We start from the raw sequence: 17,613 nt of genomic DNA on the forward strand, positions 1-17,613 counted from the left end.
TCGCCGCTTCTGGCACAAACTGAACCAGGGCGAATACATCTCAGGCCAGTTTGAGCGTGTAAATAAGCTGGGTCGTACCGTGTGGCTCCGCGCGACCTATAACCCGGTATTTAATGAAGCCGGCGAACTCTACAAAGTGGTGAAGTTTGCCACTGATGTCACCGCGCAGGTCGAGAAGAACCAACTTGAGCGTGAAGCCGCGCAGCAGGCCTATCAAACCGCGCTGCAAACCAGCGAAAGCACCCGACTCGGTGCCACGGTGATCGAAAACAGCGTGCAGACCATCAATGAGTTGGCGGGCGAGCTGCATGGCATCTCCGGTGATATCAACAATCTGAGCGAGTCTTCCGATCGCATCGGTGCGATTGTCGAGAGCATCCGCCGTATTGCCGATCAAACCAACCTGTTAGCGCTCAACGCAGCGGTGGAAGCCGCCCGCGCCGGTCAGCATGGTCGCAGCTTTGCCGTGGTCGCTAACGAGGTGCGTACGCTGGCAGCCAACATCAACCGAGCAACCACCGAGATCGAGAACATGGTGCAGCAGAACCATATGCTGGCGGAAAAAGCGCTGAAAGGCATCGAATCGAACCTGAAACGCGCCGATCATGGCGTCGTTCTGGCCAAAGAAGCCGGTGGCGTGATTTCAGAGATTCGCGGAAGCTCCAGTGAAGTGGTCCGCGCTATCAGCCATGTGGCTGAGGCATTGAAAGAAGAACAATAAACCGCAGCTACCGACGTGCACGCCACGTTTTGTAAGGTGCGGCCTGCGAGCCGCGCCCTACGTTCAAGGCTGATGACATAAAAGTGTCATAGCATTGCAGTAATCTAGGATAATTCCTAACCAACGCCAGAATACTCCCATGCAGTTGCCTGATTTACGCGCAGGATTAGCCTCCTTGTCGAGCCGCTCCCGTGCGCGTTCGCTGTGCATTGAAGTCCCGTTTGTGAGTCCAGCCATCGACAATACCGCGGTGATGGCGTTGTTTACTGAACACAAAGATTTGATTGGTCTGCCAGTGGTCGAAAACGGCACGCCGTTTGGCATGATTAACCGCCATATTTTCCTGTCGCAGATGACGCGCCCCTTCTTCCGCGAACTCTACGACCGCAAAAGCTGCATCGCCTTTATGGATAAAGAGCCACTGGTGATTGATGCCGATACCGAGCTTGATCAGGTGGCACAACAGGTGGTGGCCAGCGGCGATAAATCGGTTACCGATGGCTTCATTCTCACTGAGCAGGGCCGCTATATTGGCATCGGCTTGGGTATCGATCTGATCCGCACCGTCTCGGATTTACAGGCGCAGCAGCATCAGCAGATTTTGCAGAGCATTGACTACGCGCGCGTGATTCAGGACGCGATGCTCGATCGTTCTAAACAGCAAATGGCACAGCAGCTTAATGACTGGTGCCTGCACTGGCAGCCGCGCGATGGCGTAGGCGGCGATTACTATGCGTTTCATCAGGATGAACAAGGCTGGCTGGCATTGATTGCCGACTGTACCGGCCATGGCATTCCGGGTGCCTTTATGACGGTGATCCTGCAATCGGCATTGGAAAACGCCCTGCAGAAAAATCGTCGTGCACCGTCCGATCTGCTGCAATCGTTGAATCGACATATCAAGCAAACCTTAGGTCAGCTCAATGCTTCACAGCAAACATCCTTATCCAATGACGGCTGTGATGCCATCGCGCTGCGGCTCGATACACAACAACATCAACTCAGCTGGTCCAGTGCACGTATGCATGCGCTGTTGCACCCTGCCGAGGGCGATGCAGAATCGCTGAAGGCCGATCGTGTGGGGGTGGGTTATACCGATACGCCGCAGGATTATGTCTGGCCTCAGCATCAACGCACGCTCAGCCCCGGTGACATGCTGCTGGTGATGACCGATGGCGTTACCGATCAGCCCGGCGGCGAACGTCATATTATGTTTGGCAAAAAGCGCATTCAGACGCTGGTTTCACAATATCAAACCCTGCCGATGGCTGAACTATCAGCAACATTTGAGCGGGAATTTCTCAACTGGCAAGGCAACCAGCCGCGACGCGATGACGTCACCTGGTTCGGCTTCCGTTATTAATGAGCACCGTATGAACTCAGGTTCAACCCTTAGCAACGTGCCGCCCAGAAGTGTTGCGCTGCACTATACAGGCTTTTTCTCGCCGCAGAACATCACCGCCATGGGCGAGGTGATCAAGGTCTTTTTGGAGAACCAGCAAGCGCCCGTCAAAGTCCGACGCCGCTTGTTCTCCAGTTTTGTTGAAATCGTACAGAACATCCTGCGCTACTCGCAGGACAGTCGTAGCATGAGTTATGCCGAACAGGATTTTCGTTTTGGCACCGTCACCCTGCACGTTGAGGGTGACAACTATGTGCTGGAGAGCAGCAACCAGGTGGATGAAGTCGCCTGCGAGCAGTTACGTTACTGGCTGGATTTGCTGCGTACGATGAGTAATGAAGAGATCAAACAGGCATACCGGGTAGGTCTGCGTGCTGAGAGCCCTGCGACAAGCAAAGGGGCCAACATAGGTTTACTGACGTTAGCACGTGACGTCAGCGAACCGCTGGAGTATGAACTGCGTCCGTTGGAGTCCAGCGGTTACGCCACGTTTTGGCTGAAAGCCACCATTCACCAGGATTGATTTTGCTATGCAAAACCTTGTTATTGCTGCCACAGAAAGCACCCCCGACGTCAATTTTGATTTCGAAACCAGCCAGTTCGCCCTGCGCGGAGAGTCCTGGCCCGAAAATGCCGCGGCCTTTTATCGTCCCCTGCTGGATGCCCTGGAAAACTGGCAGCCGGAGCAAGGCGGTCAGGTAGAAGTCAACATCGCACTGCGCTACTTCAACAGCTCCAGCACCAAAATGCTGTTCAGCCTGTTCGACCTGTTCAACCAGCTGGCGCAAAAAGGCCAGACGGTGGAGCTGAACTGGTTCTTCGATGAAGAAGATGATGTCTCTGAAGAGTTCGGTCAGGAGCTGGCGCTGGACTTCACCGATCTGCAGGTCAATCTGCGAGCGGAAATGGCGTCATGATGGACCTGAACGAGCTGTTTCGCGAAGAGAGCGAGGTACTGACTCGTTCACAGGATGTTGCGGCACAAAGCGCGCTGAGCGCGGAAGATTACCGTGATGCGCTGCAAATGGTGAATCGCCATTATCAGCGCCTGATGCGTGAAACCTATCGCATGATCTCACGCAGCGATCGCGCCGAGCGGGAACTCAACCGCGTTAATGAGCAATTGCAGCAGTTGGCGCAAGAGCTGGAGTACAAAGCCACTCACGACCCGTTGACGGCGGTGTGGAACCGCGGTGCCATCATTCAGCGTATTACCCATACGTTGAGCAATGGCCCGGCGGCACTGATCATTTTGGATATTGATCACTTCAAGAAGATCAACGACGAGTTCGGCCATCCGATGGGCGATAAAGTGATTTGTGGGCTGGTATCACGTATTCAGAACCACTGCCCGGAAGATGCCAGCATTGGCCGCATTGGTGGCGAAGAGTTTACCGTACTGCTGCCCCACTATCGCCTCTCAGATGCGGTGATCGTGGCGGGCGCAATTCACGCATCCCTTAATGCTTCACCGCTGGCGGTACTGCCAGGGCAGTTGGTGACAGCCAGTCTCGGCGTGAGCTATGGCAAACCAGGTTCCGATTTTGAAACCCTGTATAACAATGCCGATGCCGCGTTATACGATGCCAAAAACCATGGCCGTAATCGGGTGTTTTTCCGTTAAAAGCAGTAGTAGCGGCGCAATTTATTGCGCATCTGCCAGCGATAACGTTGCTTCATTTTAGCGCGATAAATCGCGCCGCTACGGTTATGGTGGCGACGGGCTTCCTCAAGGCCGCACGCCGCACCCTACAGGCCAATCGCTCGCTAATTTTTCTGCGCCGTTTGCATCGGTGGGTCCGTTGCTGGCGGCAGGAAGATATGGTCAAGGATATTGCGCATCAGCGGAGCCGCCGTCACCCCTTCACTTCCCCCGTTTTCCAGAATTAACGCCACCGCCACTTTCGGCGCATCAAAGGGTGCAAAAGCGGTATAGAAAATATGGTCACGCAGGCGCGTGGGGATCATCTTGGCGTTATACACCTGGTTCTGTTTCAGGCTGAAGACCTGAGATGTCCCGGACTTCGCCGCAATGCCGTAAGGCGCGGTATGGAAGTACTTATAACCTGTACCATTTGGTGCATTCGCCATACCAAACATCGCGTGACGCACCAGCGACCAGTACGGTGATTTAGGATCGCCAATTTGTGGCTGCGGCTCTTTCGGTTGATAAGGTTGCTGCACGGTACCGCGCTGTGATTTCTCCAGCAAGTGCGGGTTAATGACGCGGCCATTGTTAAGCAGTGCCACCAACGCTTTCACCATCTGAATCGGCGTGGCGATCCAGTAGCCTTGCCCGATACCCACGGACACCGTATCCCCTTGATACCAGGCATGCTTGTGCACTTTCTGCTTCCACTCGCGGCTTGGCAACAGGCCCGCGTACTCTTCATTCAGGTCGATACCGGTAGGTTTGCCGTAACCAAACTGGCTCAGCATGGTGTGAATGCGATCGATGCCCATCATAAACGCCACCTGATAGAAGAAGGTATCCGCGGATTCCTCAATGGCGCGGGTAACATCCAACATGCCATGGCCCGATTTTTTCCAGTCGCGGTATTTACGATCGGTCCCCGGCAAGGTCCAGGTCGGTGCCCCGAAGAACGTGGTGGTCGGGGTGATGACTTTGCTTAATAACGCCGACATCGCCATATAGGGTTTAACCGTGGAGGCAGGCGGATAGAGACCTTGAGTGACGCGGTTGATCAGCGGCAGGTTTTTGTCCTGCAGCAGCGTTTTGTAGGCTTTATAACTAATGCCTTTCACAAACGGGTTGGGATCGTAGCTCGGCGCAGACACCATCGCTAACACGCTGCCATCGCGCGGGTCCTCAATCAATGCCGCTGCTCGCTGTCCGGCCAGCTGGCTCTCCACATACTGCTGCAAATGCAGATCCAGCGTAAGGTAGATGTTCTGCCCAGCGACGGGCGGCACCTCTTTCAGCACGCGTACGATGCGGCCGTGGTTATCCACCTCGACTTCCTGATAGCCGGTTTTGCCATGCAGCAGCGATTCGTAATAGCCTTCGATGCCCTGCTTACCGATGTTGTGGTCCGCCGCGTAGTTTTCTCCCACGCCTTCCGCGTTCAGGCGTTTAAAATCGTTGTCGTTGATCTTGGAAACGTAGCCGACCACGTGCGCCAAATCGGCACCGTAAGGGTATTCACGGTCTTGATAGGTATCGATGGTGACGCCGGTATAGCGGAACTGGTTAACGGAAAAACGCGCCACCTCTTCGTCAGTGAGCTCGCCTTTCAACTCTACCGGCTTATAACGGCTGTTCTGTTTTAGCTCATGCTCAAAGGTTTCGATCTCTTCTGGCGTCAAATCGACAATCGGCGTCAGCTCTTTGAGCGTTTCCTGCATATTGGCGATTTTGTAAGGCGTGATGAGAATGTCGTACCAGGTGACATTGCGCACCAGCGGAATGCCGTTGCGATCGTAGATCAGCCCGCGCGTGGGGGCGATGGGGATCATTTTGATGTCGTTTTCGTTGGATCGTGTCTGATAATAGCTGTGCTGATCCACCTGAATACGATACAGGTTGACGCCAAGAATGATGAAGCAGATGACGACCAGAGCAAAAGCGACAAGCGCACGGCGGACAAACAGTTTCTCTTCAGCTTCGAAATTACGGAAATTCATCAGGGGGGCTTAGTCTCTTTGTTATCACGCTAATGATAAGCAGAGATGGCTTTAGAGCCAGCAGGAAGATGCACAAGCTTGGGTAAAAGTGTGTCAGATGTTTACGGCGGATGTTCCGGACGCCACAAATGACATGGATGATGTCGTGCAGAGATTAATCAGGTCGCCATAAATGGCGACCCTACGGGAACGATGTGTTTTGTAGGGTGCGCATTTATGCGCACCTAAAACCTGACAGGATCAGTCCCCCAGCAGCACCGACTCCAGCGCGATCTTAATCATATCGTTGAAGGTGGTCTGGCGCTCTGCTGCAGTGGTCTGCTCGTGGGTACGGATATGGTCCGACACCGTACAGATGGTCAGTGCTTTAGCACCGAACTCCGCTGCCACACCGTAAATACCGGCCGCTTCCATTTCCACGCCCAGAATGCCGTACTTTTCCATCACGTCGAACATCTGCGGATCTGGCGTGTAGAACAGATCAGCGGAGAAGATGTTACCCACGCGTGCATCCACACCCAGTGCTTTTGCCGCGTCAACCGCGTTGCGCACCATATCGAAATCGGCAATCGCCGCGAAATCGTGATCCTTGAAACGCATACGGTTCACTTTGGAATCGGTGCAGGCACCCAGACCAATCACCACATCACGCAGTTTCACATCTGCACGTACCGCGCCGCAGGAGCCAACACGGATGATTTTTTTCACGCCGAAATCGGTGATCAGCTCTTTGGTGTAGATTGAGCAAGAAGGAATGCCCATACCGTGACCCATCACTGAAATCTTACGGCCTTTGTACGTCCCGGTGTAACCCAGCATGCCGCGCACGTTGTTCACTTCAACCGCATCTTCCAGGAAGGTTTCTGCGATGTGCTTCGCGCGCAGCGGATCGCCTGGCATCAGTACGACGTCTGCGAAATCACCCATTTCTGCATTAATATGAGGCGTTGCCATGGTTATTTTCCTTTTTAAAATTGGTGGGCTGTTTTACAGCAGGCTTTTACCGTAGTCCATGCTGGACAGGCCAAAATAGGTCGCAATGGTCTGGCCGATATCGGCGAAGGTATCGCGGTAACCCAGCGATCCCGGCTTCACGTTCGGACCGTAAATCAAAATCGGAATGTGCTCGCGCGTGTGCTCGGTGCCCTGCCAGCTTGGATCACAACCGTGGTCGGCGGTGAGGATCAAAATATCCCCCTCTTTCACCAGTTCCATCAGCTCTGGCAAACGACGATCAAAGAACTCAAGGCCGCCAGCATAACCCGCGATATCGCGACGATGACCCCAGGTTGAGTCAAAATCAACGAAGTTGGTGAACACAATGGAATTGTCCGGCGCTTTCTTCATCTGCTCGATGGTGGCGTTGAACAACGCATCCAGACCGGTGGCTTTCACCTTCTGGGTGATGCCTTGCTCGGCGTAGATATCCGCAATCTTGCCCACGGAGATCACTTCGCCGCCCTTCTCGTCCACCAGCTTTTTCAGCATAGTCGGCGCAGGCGGTTCCACCGCTAAATCGTGACGATTGCCGGTACGTTCGAAGTTGCCCGCTTTGTCACCGACAAACGGACGCGCAATCACACGGCCGATGTTGTAGCCACCGTTGGTCAGCTCTTCACGGGCGATTTCACACAGCTCATACAGACGATCGAGGCCAAAGGTCTCTTCGTGGCAGGCAATCTGGAATACCGAGTCAGCCGAGGTGTAGAAAATCGGCTTGCCGGATTTCATGTGCTCTTCGCCCAACTGGTCGAGGATCACTGTGCCGGATGAGTGGCAGTTACCGAGATAACCCGGCAGATCGGCGCGTTTCACCAACACATCGAGCAGTTCCTGTGGGAAGCTGTTCTCTTTGTCGCTGAAGTAGCCCCAGTCAAACAGCACCGGCACACCGGCGATTTCCCAGTGGCCTGACGGCGTGTCTTTGCCCGACGACAGCTCGCTGGCGTAGGCATAGGCACCAATGATTTCCGCATTGGCGTCCAGACCCGGCGGGAAGCGACCGGTAGAGAGTTCAGCCGCTTTCCCCAGACCGAGTGCGGTCAGGTTAGGCAGGTGCAGCGGGCCTTCGCGACCAATATTGGCGCGGCCTTCGAAGCACGCTTCGGCGATATGGCCGAGCGTATCCGATCCTTCATCACCGAATTTATCGGCGTCTTTGCTGGAGCCGATCCCAAAGGAGTCGAGAACCATAATAAAAGCACGTTTCATGCAAGTCTCCTGCGCAACTGCGCGATGACAAGTCAAAAAAAGCGATCAGATCAGTATACCCGAACGGCCGCTCCCTGGCACGAAGAAGCGTTACTCGCTGACGCGGCGATAAACCACCGGTGTTGCCGCAGGCGCAGTATCGCTTAAGGTGATAGCCGCTTTGACGGCTTCAGCAGCCTGCTGCCATTGCGCTTCCGAGGCGGCATGAATCACCGCCAGCGGGCGTTGCGCATCAATCTGCGTGCCGAGCGTGGTCATCTCACTTAAGCCCACGCTGTAATCAATACTGTCGCTGGCGCGCTGGCGACCACCGCCGAGCGCCACCACCGCCATGCCCAGCGCTCGTGTATCCATCGCACTGACAATACCCGCGCGGTCGGCGTACACCGCTTTGCTGAGCGTAGGCGCAGGAAGGTAATGGTCCATGCGTTCGATAAAGTCGACCGGGCCGTTTTGGGCAGCCACCATGCGAGCAAACACGTCTGCCGCTTTGCCGTTATCCAGCACCTGCTGCAGTTTTTGTCGCGCTTCGGCGTCATTCTCTGCCAGTTTGCCGGAGATCAGCATTTCAGAGCACAGCGCCATGGTGACTTCCAGCAGACGTGGGTTGCGCGCTTCGCCGGTAAGGAACTGCACGGCTTCACGCACTTCCAGGGCATTGCCCGCGGTTGAGGCCAGCACCTGATTCATGTCGGTGAGCAGCGCAGTGGTTTTGCAGCCTGCACCATTTGCAACGCCAACAATCGCCTGCGCCAGATTTTCTGAGGCTTCAAAGGTCGGCATAAAGGCACCGGAACCGACTTTGACATCCATCACCAGCGCATCCAGACCTTCGGCCAGTTTTTTGGCGAGGATCGAGGCGGTGATAAGCGGGATTGAGTCAACGGTGGCGGTGATATCACGCGTGGCGTAGAAACGTTTATCGGCCGGTGCCAGTGAGTTGGTCTGGCCAATAATCGCGATGCCGACCTCTTTGATGATCTGGCGGAAACGGTCGTCGCTCGGGAAGATGTCAAAACCGGGGATCGCTTCCAGCTTATCCAGCGTGCCGCCGGTATGTCCGAGGCCACGCCCGGAGATCATCGGCACGTAACCGCCGCAGGCAGCGACCATGGGGCCGAGCATCAGCGATGTCACATCACCCACGCCGCCGGTTGAGTGTTTATCGACAATCGGACCGTTGAGATTCAGCGATTGCCAGTTGAGCACGGTGCCGGAATCGCGCATTGCCATGGTCAGCGCCACACGCTCTTCCAGATTCATGTCGTGGAAATAGATGGTCATCGCCAGCGCGGCGATCTGACCTTCTGACACGCTGTTATCGCGCACACCATTAATAAAGAAGCGGATTTCCGCCTCAGTCAGTGGCAGGCCATCGCGTTTTTTTCGAATAATTTCTTGTGGCAGGAACAAGGTTGCCTCCCCGGAGATTGCTGTGAAAATGGCAGAACATCGGCCAGGTGCGCATAAATGCGCACCCTACGAAAAACGTATCAGACATGCGTGGGATCACCGTTCATGGCAATCCGCTAAAATGCGCCAGACACCTGTAGGGTCGCCATTTATGGCGACCATTGGCGTGAAATCAATAACCCGTCTTACTGGTCGCCGTTGCGTGGCCCAGCGTGTTTAGCAGGCTTGCCAACAGGCTTGACGCGCCAAAGCGGAAATGACGCGCATCCGCCCAGCCTTCGCCGAGGATATCGTCTGCCAGTTTCAGGTAGATGGCCGCATCTTCGGCGGTACGTACGCCACCCGCCGGTTTAAAACCAACCTGCTGCTGAACACCTTTATCACGGATCACTTGCATCATGATCGCCGCCACTTCTGGTGTGGCGTTGACCGGCACTTTACCGGTGGAGGTTTTGATGAAATCAGCACCCGCATCAATGGCAATTTCAGAAGCGGCACGGATCAGCGCTTCCTCTTTTAACTCACCGGTTTCGATAATCACTTTCAGCAGCACGTTTGCGGCTGCGCAGGCTTCTTTACAGGCTTTCACCAGTTCGAAGCCGACTTCGCGATTACCGGCAATCAGCGCGCGATACGGGAAAACCACATCCACTTCGTCGGCACCGTAAGCGATAGCCGCACGGGTTTCTGCCAGCGCGATGTCAATATCATCGTTGCCGTGCGGGAAGTTGGTCACGGTCGCAATCTGAATCTCTGGGGTGCCCTGCTCATGCAGTGCTTTACGCGCCGCTGGAATAAAGCGTGGATAGATGCAGATAGCCGCGGTGTTACCGGCTGGCGATTTCGCCTGACGACACAGGGCGATCACCTTCTCATCCGTATCGTCTTCATTCAGCGTGGTTAAGTCCATCAGTTGCAGTGCACGTTGTGCAGCAGCGTTGAGATCGGTCATGGTGCTCTCCAAAAGGTAACCGGCAGACGGTGCCACCGGGCAATGTGATAATTCTAACAATCCTCGCACGAATTAATTGCGCCTTGAGTCACACAAAAAGAAACTTGTCATGTAAATACAGTCATATAGTGACATTCATCACAAATAGCCGCTGGCACAACCGATTTCTGGCGAAATACTGGTTGTTAATATTATCACAATTTTTGGTGAAAAAGTGTATAGCGGCTTTAATACTGTAGCCAATTCGGACCACAAAAGTGGCATTTCCAGAATCTGTCGGGAGGGTGTCAGTCGGGGAGTGCAAACACGCGCAGGCTGTTTTGCCACAGGGCTTCAGCGATGATTTCAGGCGGCTCGCTGCGCAGCTCGCACAGCACATCAAATACGTTACGCGCCCTTTCAGGACGATTAGGCTGGCCCTGAAAACCTTGCAGCGGCATATCTGGCGCATCGGTCTCCAGCAACAGCGATGACAGCGGTAAACTGGCGATAGTATTGCGGGTTTTACTGGCCCGCTCGTATGTGATGGTGCCGCCAACGCCAATGGCATAGCCGAGCTGAATAAAACGCTCGGCCTGCTGCTGGCTCCCGGCAAAGCCGTGTACCACACCGCAGCGCGCTAAGTTGTGACGGCGCAAATGCAACGCTAACTGATCGTGCGTACGCCGCGAGTGCAAGATCACCGGCAAGTCATTCTGCTTCGCTAATTTTAACTGCGCATCCAGCAGATGCGTTTGTTTGCTGAACTGCGCATCATCCATATAGAGATCGAGGCCGATCTCGCCGATCGCCACCCGTTTAGGATCGGGCGTTTGCAGCCAGCGATCCAGCTCCTCCAGATGCGCATCGGTATGCACGGCGATATTGATCGGATGTAACCCCAACGCGGCATACAGCGCGTCATGTTGCTGCGCCAGTTGAGTGACCAAAGCGAATCGACTGGCATCGACGCTTGGCACAATAATCCGTTCCACCGCCGACTGCGCCGCCCGATCGATGCTGCCCGCTGCGTCATCGACAAAAGGGGGAAAATCAAAATGGCAGTGGGTATCGATAAATCTCATGCCAGCGACCCTGCATCAAAGTCTGCATCGTTATCCGCCAGCAATGGCGTATGCACGGCACGATTATCGGGGGCATTCGCCACTGCGGCCGGAGGCGTCACGCGCAGGATAGGTTCGGCATCGCTCAACCACTGGCCGAGGGTAGCGAGGAAATAGCGACCACTGCGGCGGCCCAGATGGTAATCCTGATTAAGCGAGGCGAGACGGCTGCCCAGCGCCATACTGGCCAGCGGTTTAGGCGGATAGATCTCGATGATACGCAGATCGCCCGGTGGCTGATCGATGAACTGCTGAATCTCACGGTAGCTCTCTTCGTGGTGATGCAGGATGTTAATCATCGGCTGCAGCGCACTGTCACCCAGCCAGCGCTCCATGCGTTTAAACCATTTCGGCGTATAGGACATCTGTGAAGGCACCGTGCGGATCACCACAATGGTGTCCGCGCCACGCCGGGCCGCTTCGCGCACCGGGATCGCATCACTGATGCCCCCATCCAGATAACTGATGCCGTTCATCTCCACGCCGCTGCGGTAAAATCCAGGGATTGCGCTGGAGGCTTTAATAATGTCGTGCCATGTGGTGTGAGTCGGATTGAAATACTCAGCCGAGTAATCGTCGCCACGACAGGCACACATGTAAAACTCGCTGCCCTTGGCAAACAGACCTTGAGCCGTGTCCAGCGCCAGTGGAAACTCTTGTTTGGTGATGTCCACCAGCCAGTCGAGATCGATCAGATGACCACCGCGTACAAAGCGCAGCGGATCAAAAAACAGTTTGCTGGTGGTGTAACGGGTAATCACGCGGCGAGCATAGCCAGGCTGCGCGCAGACAAACGCTGACAGGTTTTGGGCGCCTGCCGAGGTGCCTAACATCAATTGAAAGGGATTAAATCCCGCACGCTGAAACTCGTCCAGCACGCCTGCGGTAAAGATGCCGCGTTGACCGCCGCCTTCGCAGACCAGGGCGATTTTGTTGGATTTGAAAGGAGTGAGCGCCAACGGCTCAAAGGTGTCCAGTGACACCGGGATGCGTATTCCCAATGGATGTCCCTCAGTTTTCCTGCTCTGAGGGAGCCGCTTGAGGCAGCATCCCGGAGAACCAGTCATTGTCGTTCCCTGACCCATTGCATCTGCATCAGCAATCGGCGCGGCGGGTTAGTATGCCGCAAATGACGGTTCTCCGCTTTAGTGACTCGCGGGTTAGCGTTGTGTTAACGCAATCGGTCAGGGTCGTTTACGCCCGGTAAACAGGCTGATGAGGAACAGAATAATACCGACGATGAAGACAATTTTAGCTGCCCATGCTGCCGTACCCGCCAGACCGCCGAAACCTAATGCTGCAGCAATCAGAGCGATGACCAGAAAGATAATACCCCAACGAAACATAAGCCTCTCCTTTACCATAGTGAAAATCGAACTGCTTATTCATACATCACTGTTTTTATTAAAGAACGGCGTCAAACTGATGCCGTTCTGCTCGCGTTAAGATTTCACTTTCAGGTCATTCTTCACGCTTTTCACGCCTTCAATGGCTTTGGCAATTTTCTCAGCACGATCAGACTGTGCCTGGGTTGCCACATTCCCTGATAACTGCACCACGCCATCGTTAGTTTCCACTTTCACGTTGCGCGATGGCACAATGTCATCTGCTAAAAGCTTAGCTTTGATTTCGCTGGTGGTGGCGGTATCACCCGCGTAACCCTTCAGCGTGGTTTCTTTGCTGTCTTTAACGTGTAGTTTGTCACTGACGGATTTCACACCCTCAACTTTTTGCACCAGCGCCACGGCTTTTTCTGCCTGATCCTGCGAGGCGACAAAACCGCTCAGCGTGACCACGCCCTGATGCGTTTTTACTGAGATATCCGTGCTTTTAATCGCTTCATCATCCACCAGCGCCGCTTTGGCTTTGGCAGTGATGCCGCTGTCATCCATAAAACCATCGACTTTTTTCATAGAACTATCGATTTTGGAACCCGTGCTGCTGGTATCTGCAGCAAACGCAGCACCGCTCAGCAAGACAGAACTGGCCAGCGCAGCAATCAGGGTTTTAGCAATCTTAGTCTTATTCATCGATATCATCCTTCTATCAGTTAACTCACTCGCAACTGCGAATGCGCCAGCAACAAACGGCGTCGCTGCGTGAATGGACGTAATGAAACCAGAGGTCTCTTTTCTCGTCCGACAGGATAATCATAGTAGGGATTACAGGTTTTGCTGGCTTTTGTGGTTGATATCTCGCCAAAAAGCGATAAACGCAGCGTAAATAGGAACAGTCTGTAGGATAAAAACAGGGCCAGTGATAACCACTGGCCCTGAAGCAGAGATGCATCTTAATGAGTCGGCGGGCGTCAGTAAGGGCGCACCCTACAGCCCTAAGGGCCGCGCAGCATCAGTGTTCGCGCGTCTTGCGGAAGGTCACGTCAGGATAGCGTTCCTGGGTGATATTGAGGTTAACCATGGTCGGGGCGATGTAGGTGAGGTTGTCACCGCCATCCAGCGCCAGATTCACTTCATTTTTACGCTGGAAATCATCGAATTTCTTCGCGTCTTTGCACTCGACCCAACGTGCAGTCGAGACGTTGATGGCTTCATAAATCGCTTCAACGTTGTATTCGCTTTTCAGGCGCGCCACCACCACTTCAAACTGCAGCACACCTACTGCACCAACAATCAGGTCGTTGTTGTGCACTGGACGGAACACCTGCACTGCGCCCTCTTCCGACAGCTGAACCAGCCCTTTCAGCAGCTGTTTCTGCTTCAGTGGATCGCGCAAACGGATACGACGGAACAGCTCTGGGGCGAAGTTCGGAATACCGGTGAACTTCATGTTTTCACCCTGAGTAAAGGTGTCACCGATCTGGATGGTGCCATGGTTATGCAAACCGATGATGTCACCCGGATACGCCTCTTCCACATGGGAACGGTCACCCGCCATAAAGGTCAGCGCATCGGAGATCACCACGTCTTTGCCGGTACGCACCTGGCGCAGTTTCATGCCTTTCTCGTACTTGCCCGACACCACGCGCATGAAGGCCACGCGGTCACGGTGTTTCGGGTCCATGTTGGCCTGAATCTTGAACACGAATCCGCTGAACTTCTCTTCCTTCGCTTCAACCAGACGCGAATCTGACTGACGCGGCATCGGCGTAGGTGCCCAAGCCACTAAGCCATCGAGCATGTGGTCAACGCCAAAGTTACCCAATGCGGTACCGAAGAACACCGGGGTAATTTCGCCGCTCAGGAACAGATCCTGATCGAATTCGTGTGAAGCGCCCTGCACCAGTTCCAGCTCATCACGCAGCTGCTGCGCCAGATCTTCACCGACTGCCGCATCCAGATCGGGGTTCGCCAGACCTTTAACAATGCGCACATCCTGAATGGTGTGGCCTTTACCGGTCTGATACAGGTAAGTTTCATCTTTGTAGAGGTGATACACCCCCTTGAACAGCTTGCCGCAACCAATTGGCCAGGTGATAGGCGCGCAGGCAATTTTCAGCTCACTTTCTACCTCATCCAGCAACTCCATCGGATCGCGGATATCACGGTCAAGTTTGTTCATAAAGGTGATGATCGGCGTATCGCGCAGACGGGTCACTTCCATCAGCTTACGGGTACGATCTTCAACACCTTTTGCAGCGTCGATCACCATCAAACAGCAGTCCACCGCCGTCAGGGTGCGGTAGGTATCTTCCGAGAAGTCTTCGTGTCCTGGGGTATCCAGCAGGTTGACGAGGCTGTCGCGATACGGGAACTGCATCACTGAGGTGGTGATGGAGATACCACGTTGTTTCTCCATCTCCATCCAGTCGGATTTCGCATGTTGGCTGGAGCCACGGCCTTTTACGGTACCGGCGGTTTGGATCGCCTGCCCGAACAGCAGCACTTTTTCGGTAATTGTGGTTTTACCAGCATCCGGGTGCGAGATGATCGCAAACGTACGACGGCGCGCCACTTCTTCTAAAAAGGGAGCAATAGACATGAGTGAATTCTTCTTCAAGGGCAACACGCGGGGGCGCGTTGCGAATAAATTGTTCCGGGCTGTCCGGAGGATAACGGACCCAATAGTGACGCAAAGGCGTCAGTTCACAGCAAGATGTGCGCGATCTACATGGGCGGCAGTCCGGTTATCCAGTCAGCATTGAGGCGGCATAGCATACAATAATTCGGCAGGCGGGGAAATCGTGGGATTCGTGCAGAAAGATTAATAAAGCGCGATGAATCGCGCCGCTACAGCATGTTGCTGATACGTAGCGGCGCAATTCATTGCGCGTAGTCAGCTTATCAGCCTAAAACACGCACCACTGCCGCTTTAAAGATCTTCACCCCGATCTCCAGCGAACTCAGCTCAAAGCGCATATCAGGATGATGCAGGCCCGGCACCAGATTGGTTCCCAGGCCCCAGAAGCCGGCTTTCACCTGCGGGCGCTTCACCGGGTAGTAGAAGAAATCTTCGCTGCCTGGGGTGGTTTTGGTATCCAGCAATCCTTCCTCACCCAGCACATCGACAATCGCCGCACGAATTACCGCCGTAGCGTCTTCATGGATCTCAGCCGCTGGCATCTCTTTCAACACCACCACTTCAGCAGTGGCACCCAGCGCGGCCACGCTGTGTTGAATCGCCTTGGTGACTTTATCCTTGAGCACATCCATTGGCGCGTTCTCCTGTGAACGCAGGTCCCACACCACGCGCGCTTCATCCGGCACCGAGTTGGTGACGCCAGCATCGCACAGGAAACGCGTTGCCTTGACACTCCAGGTCAAACCCGGAGCGAGATGAATGCTGTTGACGGCCTGCACCGCTTGTACGGCAGCGTCTAACGCATTCACCCCTAAATGGGGACGTGCCGCATGGGCGGGAACGCCTTTGATAGTAGCTTCCAGCGTGCTACAGGCTGAGTAGATCACGGCAGGTGTCGCCTGACCAACATGGCACTCTTCCAGTGGGCGGACGTGGAAGCCGAGAATCATCTCCACGTCATCCATCGCGCCGCCTTCAATCATCGCCAGCGCACCGGCACCCAACTCTTCAGCGGGCTGGAACAGCAGCTTAAGTTTGCCCTTTTTGATTGTGCCCTCTTTCAGCAGTTCCTGCGCTGCGGTCAGCACCACCGAAGAGTGCCCATCATGGCCACAGGTATGACGCGCACACGCGACACCGTTAATGATATGACCCAGCGCGTCCATGTCCGCGCGCAACGCCAGCACCGGACCCGGCACGCCGCTATCAATTTCCGCCACGATGCCGGTGGTGTTGTTAATGCCGCGCGTCACCTTGATCCCGGCTTGCTCCAGCTGTTCGGCGATATAGGCGGAAGTTTTGAATTCTTCAAATCCCAGTTCCGGAATTTCATGCAGGTAATGGTAATGATCTAATACGTTCGACACCGCTAAGCTCCTGACAAGTAAAGGCTCGCTCCAGCATCCGCCGATGCGCAGCTATAATCAATCCAGCGTGAATGAAAATGAGTCAAAACTGAGAACTCTTCGCATTCAACAAACGGAATAATTCCATTTACAATCAATAAGATAAATTCAACTTTTTTGCGAAAAAGCCTTCACAAAAAAGTATAGATTGATGCATAATTCACCGTACTTCACCTGACAAATTAAAAAGGACTCAGCCATGTTAACTGCTGAAATGACCTCTCGCCTGAACGACCAACTGAACCTGGAATTCTTCTCAGCCAACCTGTATCTGCAGATGAGCGCATGGTGCAGCGACAAAGGCTTTGAAGGTGCTGCTTCTTTCCTGAAGATGCACTCTCGTGAAGAGATGGAGCACATGCAGCGCCTGTTCGATTACGTCAGCGATGCCGGTTCACTGCCGGTGCTGGGCAGCATTGCCGCGCCTGCCGTTAGCTGGAACTCACTGAATGACGTGCTGGAAGAAGCGCTGAAGCATGAGCAGCTGATCACCCAGCGCATCAACGATCTGGTGCACACCGCGTTGATGTCTCAAGACTACTCAACCTTCAACTTCCTGCAGTGGTATGTGGCTGAGCAGCACGAAGAAGAGAAGCTGTTCAAAACCGTACTGGATAAACTGGCACTGGTCGGCAATAAAGGCGAAGGGCTGTTCCTGGTCGATAAAGACCTGGGCCGCATGAACGTGGAAGGCCACGGCCAGTCATAAGCAAAGATTACACACAGCAGACAGCACAACGCCCGGCATTGCCGGGCGTTTTTTTATGCATTAACACATATTT

The 17,613-nt window shown here is 54.4% G+C and carries 17 protein-coding genes; 6 read left to right on the top strand and 11 right to left on the bottom strand.

Annotated features, from left to right (window positions below; all coding sequences use genetic code 11):
- From PSSD_RS00765 to PSSD_RS00785, 5 genes are all read left to right on the top strand, one after another.
- Nucleotides 1-721, top strand: a 721-nt coding sequence (locus PSSD_RS00765) for a methyl-accepting chemotaxis protein (protein WP_153011385.1), incomplete at its 5' end; no start/stop codon positions are given.
- A 139-nt stretch (nucleotides 722-860) separates the two neighbouring features.
- Nucleotides 861-2,084 (top strand): SpoIIE family protein phosphatase, encoded by a 1,224-nt coding sequence (locus tag PSSD_RS00770; protein WP_039327059.1) that lies wholly within the window; start codon nucleotides 861-863, stop codon nucleotides 2,082-2,084.
- A 10-nt stretch (nucleotides 2,085-2,094) separates the two neighbouring features.
- Nucleotides 2,095-2,646: a SiaB family protein kinase gene (locus tag PSSD_RS00775; RefSeq protein WP_058968688.1), complete on the top strand. Its 552-nt coding sequence runs from the start codon at nucleotides 2,095-2,097 to the stop codon at nucleotides 2,644-2,646.
- 7 nt (nucleotides 2,647-2,653) lie between these two features.
- The gene (locus PSSD_RS00780; protein WP_039327053.1) at nucleotides 2,654-3,040 is read left to right on the top strand and encodes a DUF1987 domain-containing protein; all 387 of its coding nucleotides are present in this window, start codon (nucleotides 2,654-2,656) and stop codon (nucleotides 3,038-3,040) included.
- The gene (locus PSSD_RS00785) at nucleotides 3,037-3,747 is read left to right on the top strand and encodes a GGDEF domain-containing protein (protein ID WP_082672274.1); all 711 of its coding nucleotides are present in this window, start codon (nucleotides 3,037-3,039) and stop codon (nucleotides 3,745-3,747) included. Before PSSD_RS00780 ends, PSSD_RS00785 begins: the two co-directional genes overlap by 4 nt.
- A gap of 143 nt (nucleotides 3,748-3,890) precedes the next feature.
- Here PSSD_RS00785 and mrdA read toward each other — a convergent pair whose 3' ends face one another.
- From mrdA to PSSD_RS00835, 11 genes are all read right to left on the bottom strand, one after another.
- Nucleotides 3,891-5,768, bottom strand: coding sequence for a penicillin-binding protein 2 (gene mrdA / locus PSSD_RS00790; RefSeq protein WP_058968691.1), 1,878 nt, complete (start codon nucleotides 5,766-5,768; stop codon nucleotides 3,891-3,893).
- A gap of 240 nt (nucleotides 5,769-6,008) precedes the next feature.
- On the bottom strand, nucleotides 6,009-6,722 hold the full coding sequence (gene deoD, locus PSSD_RS27920; RefSeq protein ID WP_034828492.1) for a purine-nucleoside phosphorylase: 714 nt from the start codon (nucleotides 6,720-6,722) through the stop codon (nucleotides 6,009-6,011).
- 33 nt (nucleotides 6,723-6,755) lie between these two features.
- Entirely contained in the window at nucleotides 6,756-7,979 is a 1,224-nt protein-coding gene (gene deoB, locus PSSD_RS27925) for a phosphopentomutase (RefSeq protein WP_058968694.1), read from the bottom strand.
- Between the two features lie 90 nt (nucleotides 7,980-8,069).
- Nucleotides 8,070-9,392: a thymidine phosphorylase gene (gene deoA / locus PSSD_RS00805; RefSeq protein WP_058968697.1), complete on the bottom strand. Its 1,323-nt coding sequence runs from the start codon at nucleotides 9,390-9,392 to the stop codon at nucleotides 8,070-8,072.
- A gap of 172 nt (nucleotides 9,393-9,564) precedes the next feature.
- Nucleotides 9,565-10,344, bottom strand: a complete 780-nt coding sequence (deoC, locus tag PSSD_RS00810; RefSeq protein WP_058968701.1) for a deoxyribose-phosphate aldolase — start codon at nucleotides 10,342-10,344, stop codon at nucleotides 9,565-9,567.
- A 287-nt stretch (nucleotides 10,345-10,631) separates the two neighbouring features.
- On the bottom strand, nucleotides 10,632-11,408 hold the full coding sequence (locus PSSD_RS00815) for a TatD family hydrolase (protein ID WP_058968705.1): 777 nt from the start codon (nucleotides 11,406-11,408) through the stop codon (nucleotides 10,632-10,634).
- Nucleotides 11,405-12,448: a patatin-like phospholipase family protein gene (locus tag PSSD_RS00820; RefSeq protein WP_039327032.1), complete on the bottom strand. Its 1,044-nt coding sequence runs from the start codon at nucleotides 12,446-12,448 to the stop codon at nucleotides 11,405-11,407. Before PSSD_RS00820 ends, PSSD_RS00815 begins: the two co-directional genes overlap by 4 nt.
- Before the next feature lie 183 nt (nucleotides 12,449-12,631).
- Nucleotides 12,632-12,793 (bottom strand): DUF1328 domain-containing protein, encoded by a 162-nt coding sequence (locus PSSD_RS26170; RefSeq protein ID WP_013510475.1) that lies wholly within the window; start codon nucleotides 12,791-12,793, stop codon nucleotides 12,632-12,634.
- Between the two features lie 96 nt (nucleotides 12,794-12,889).
- The gene (gene osmY, locus PSSD_RS00825; protein WP_039327031.1) at nucleotides 12,890-13,477 is read right to left on the bottom strand and encodes a molecular chaperone OsmY; all 588 of its coding nucleotides are present in this window, start codon (nucleotides 13,475-13,477) and stop codon (nucleotides 12,890-12,892) included.
- 319 nt (nucleotides 13,478-13,796) lie between these two features.
- A complete protein-coding gene (gene prfC, locus PSSD_RS00830; RefSeq protein WP_039327028.1) occupies nucleotides 13,797-15,386 on the bottom strand; it encodes a peptide chain release factor 3 in 1,590 nt (529 codons plus the stop codon).
- A 302-nt stretch (nucleotides 15,387-15,688) separates the two neighbouring features.
- Complete coding sequence (locus PSSD_RS00835) at nucleotides 15,689-16,792, bottom strand: M20 peptidase aminoacylase family protein (RefSeq protein WP_058968708.1); 1,104 nt, start codon at nucleotides 16,790-16,792, stop codon at nucleotides 15,689-15,691.
- 238 nt (nucleotides 16,793-17,030) lie between these two features.
- On the opposite strand from PSSD_RS00835, the gene ftnA reads away from it, so the two are divergent.
- The gene (ftnA, locus tag PSSD_RS00840; RefSeq protein ID WP_038644750.1) at nucleotides 17,031-17,540 is read left to right on the top strand and encodes a non-heme ferritin; all 510 of its coding nucleotides are present in this window, start codon (nucleotides 17,031-17,033) and stop codon (nucleotides 17,538-17,540) included.
- Nucleotides 17,541-17,613 lie beyond the last annotated feature (73 nt).

It is taken from the genome of Type-D symbiont of Plautia stali (assembly GCF_001485335.1).
GTDB lineage: Bacteria > Pseudomonadota > Gammaproteobacteria > Enterobacterales > Enterobacteriaceae > Pantoea > Pantoea vagans_C.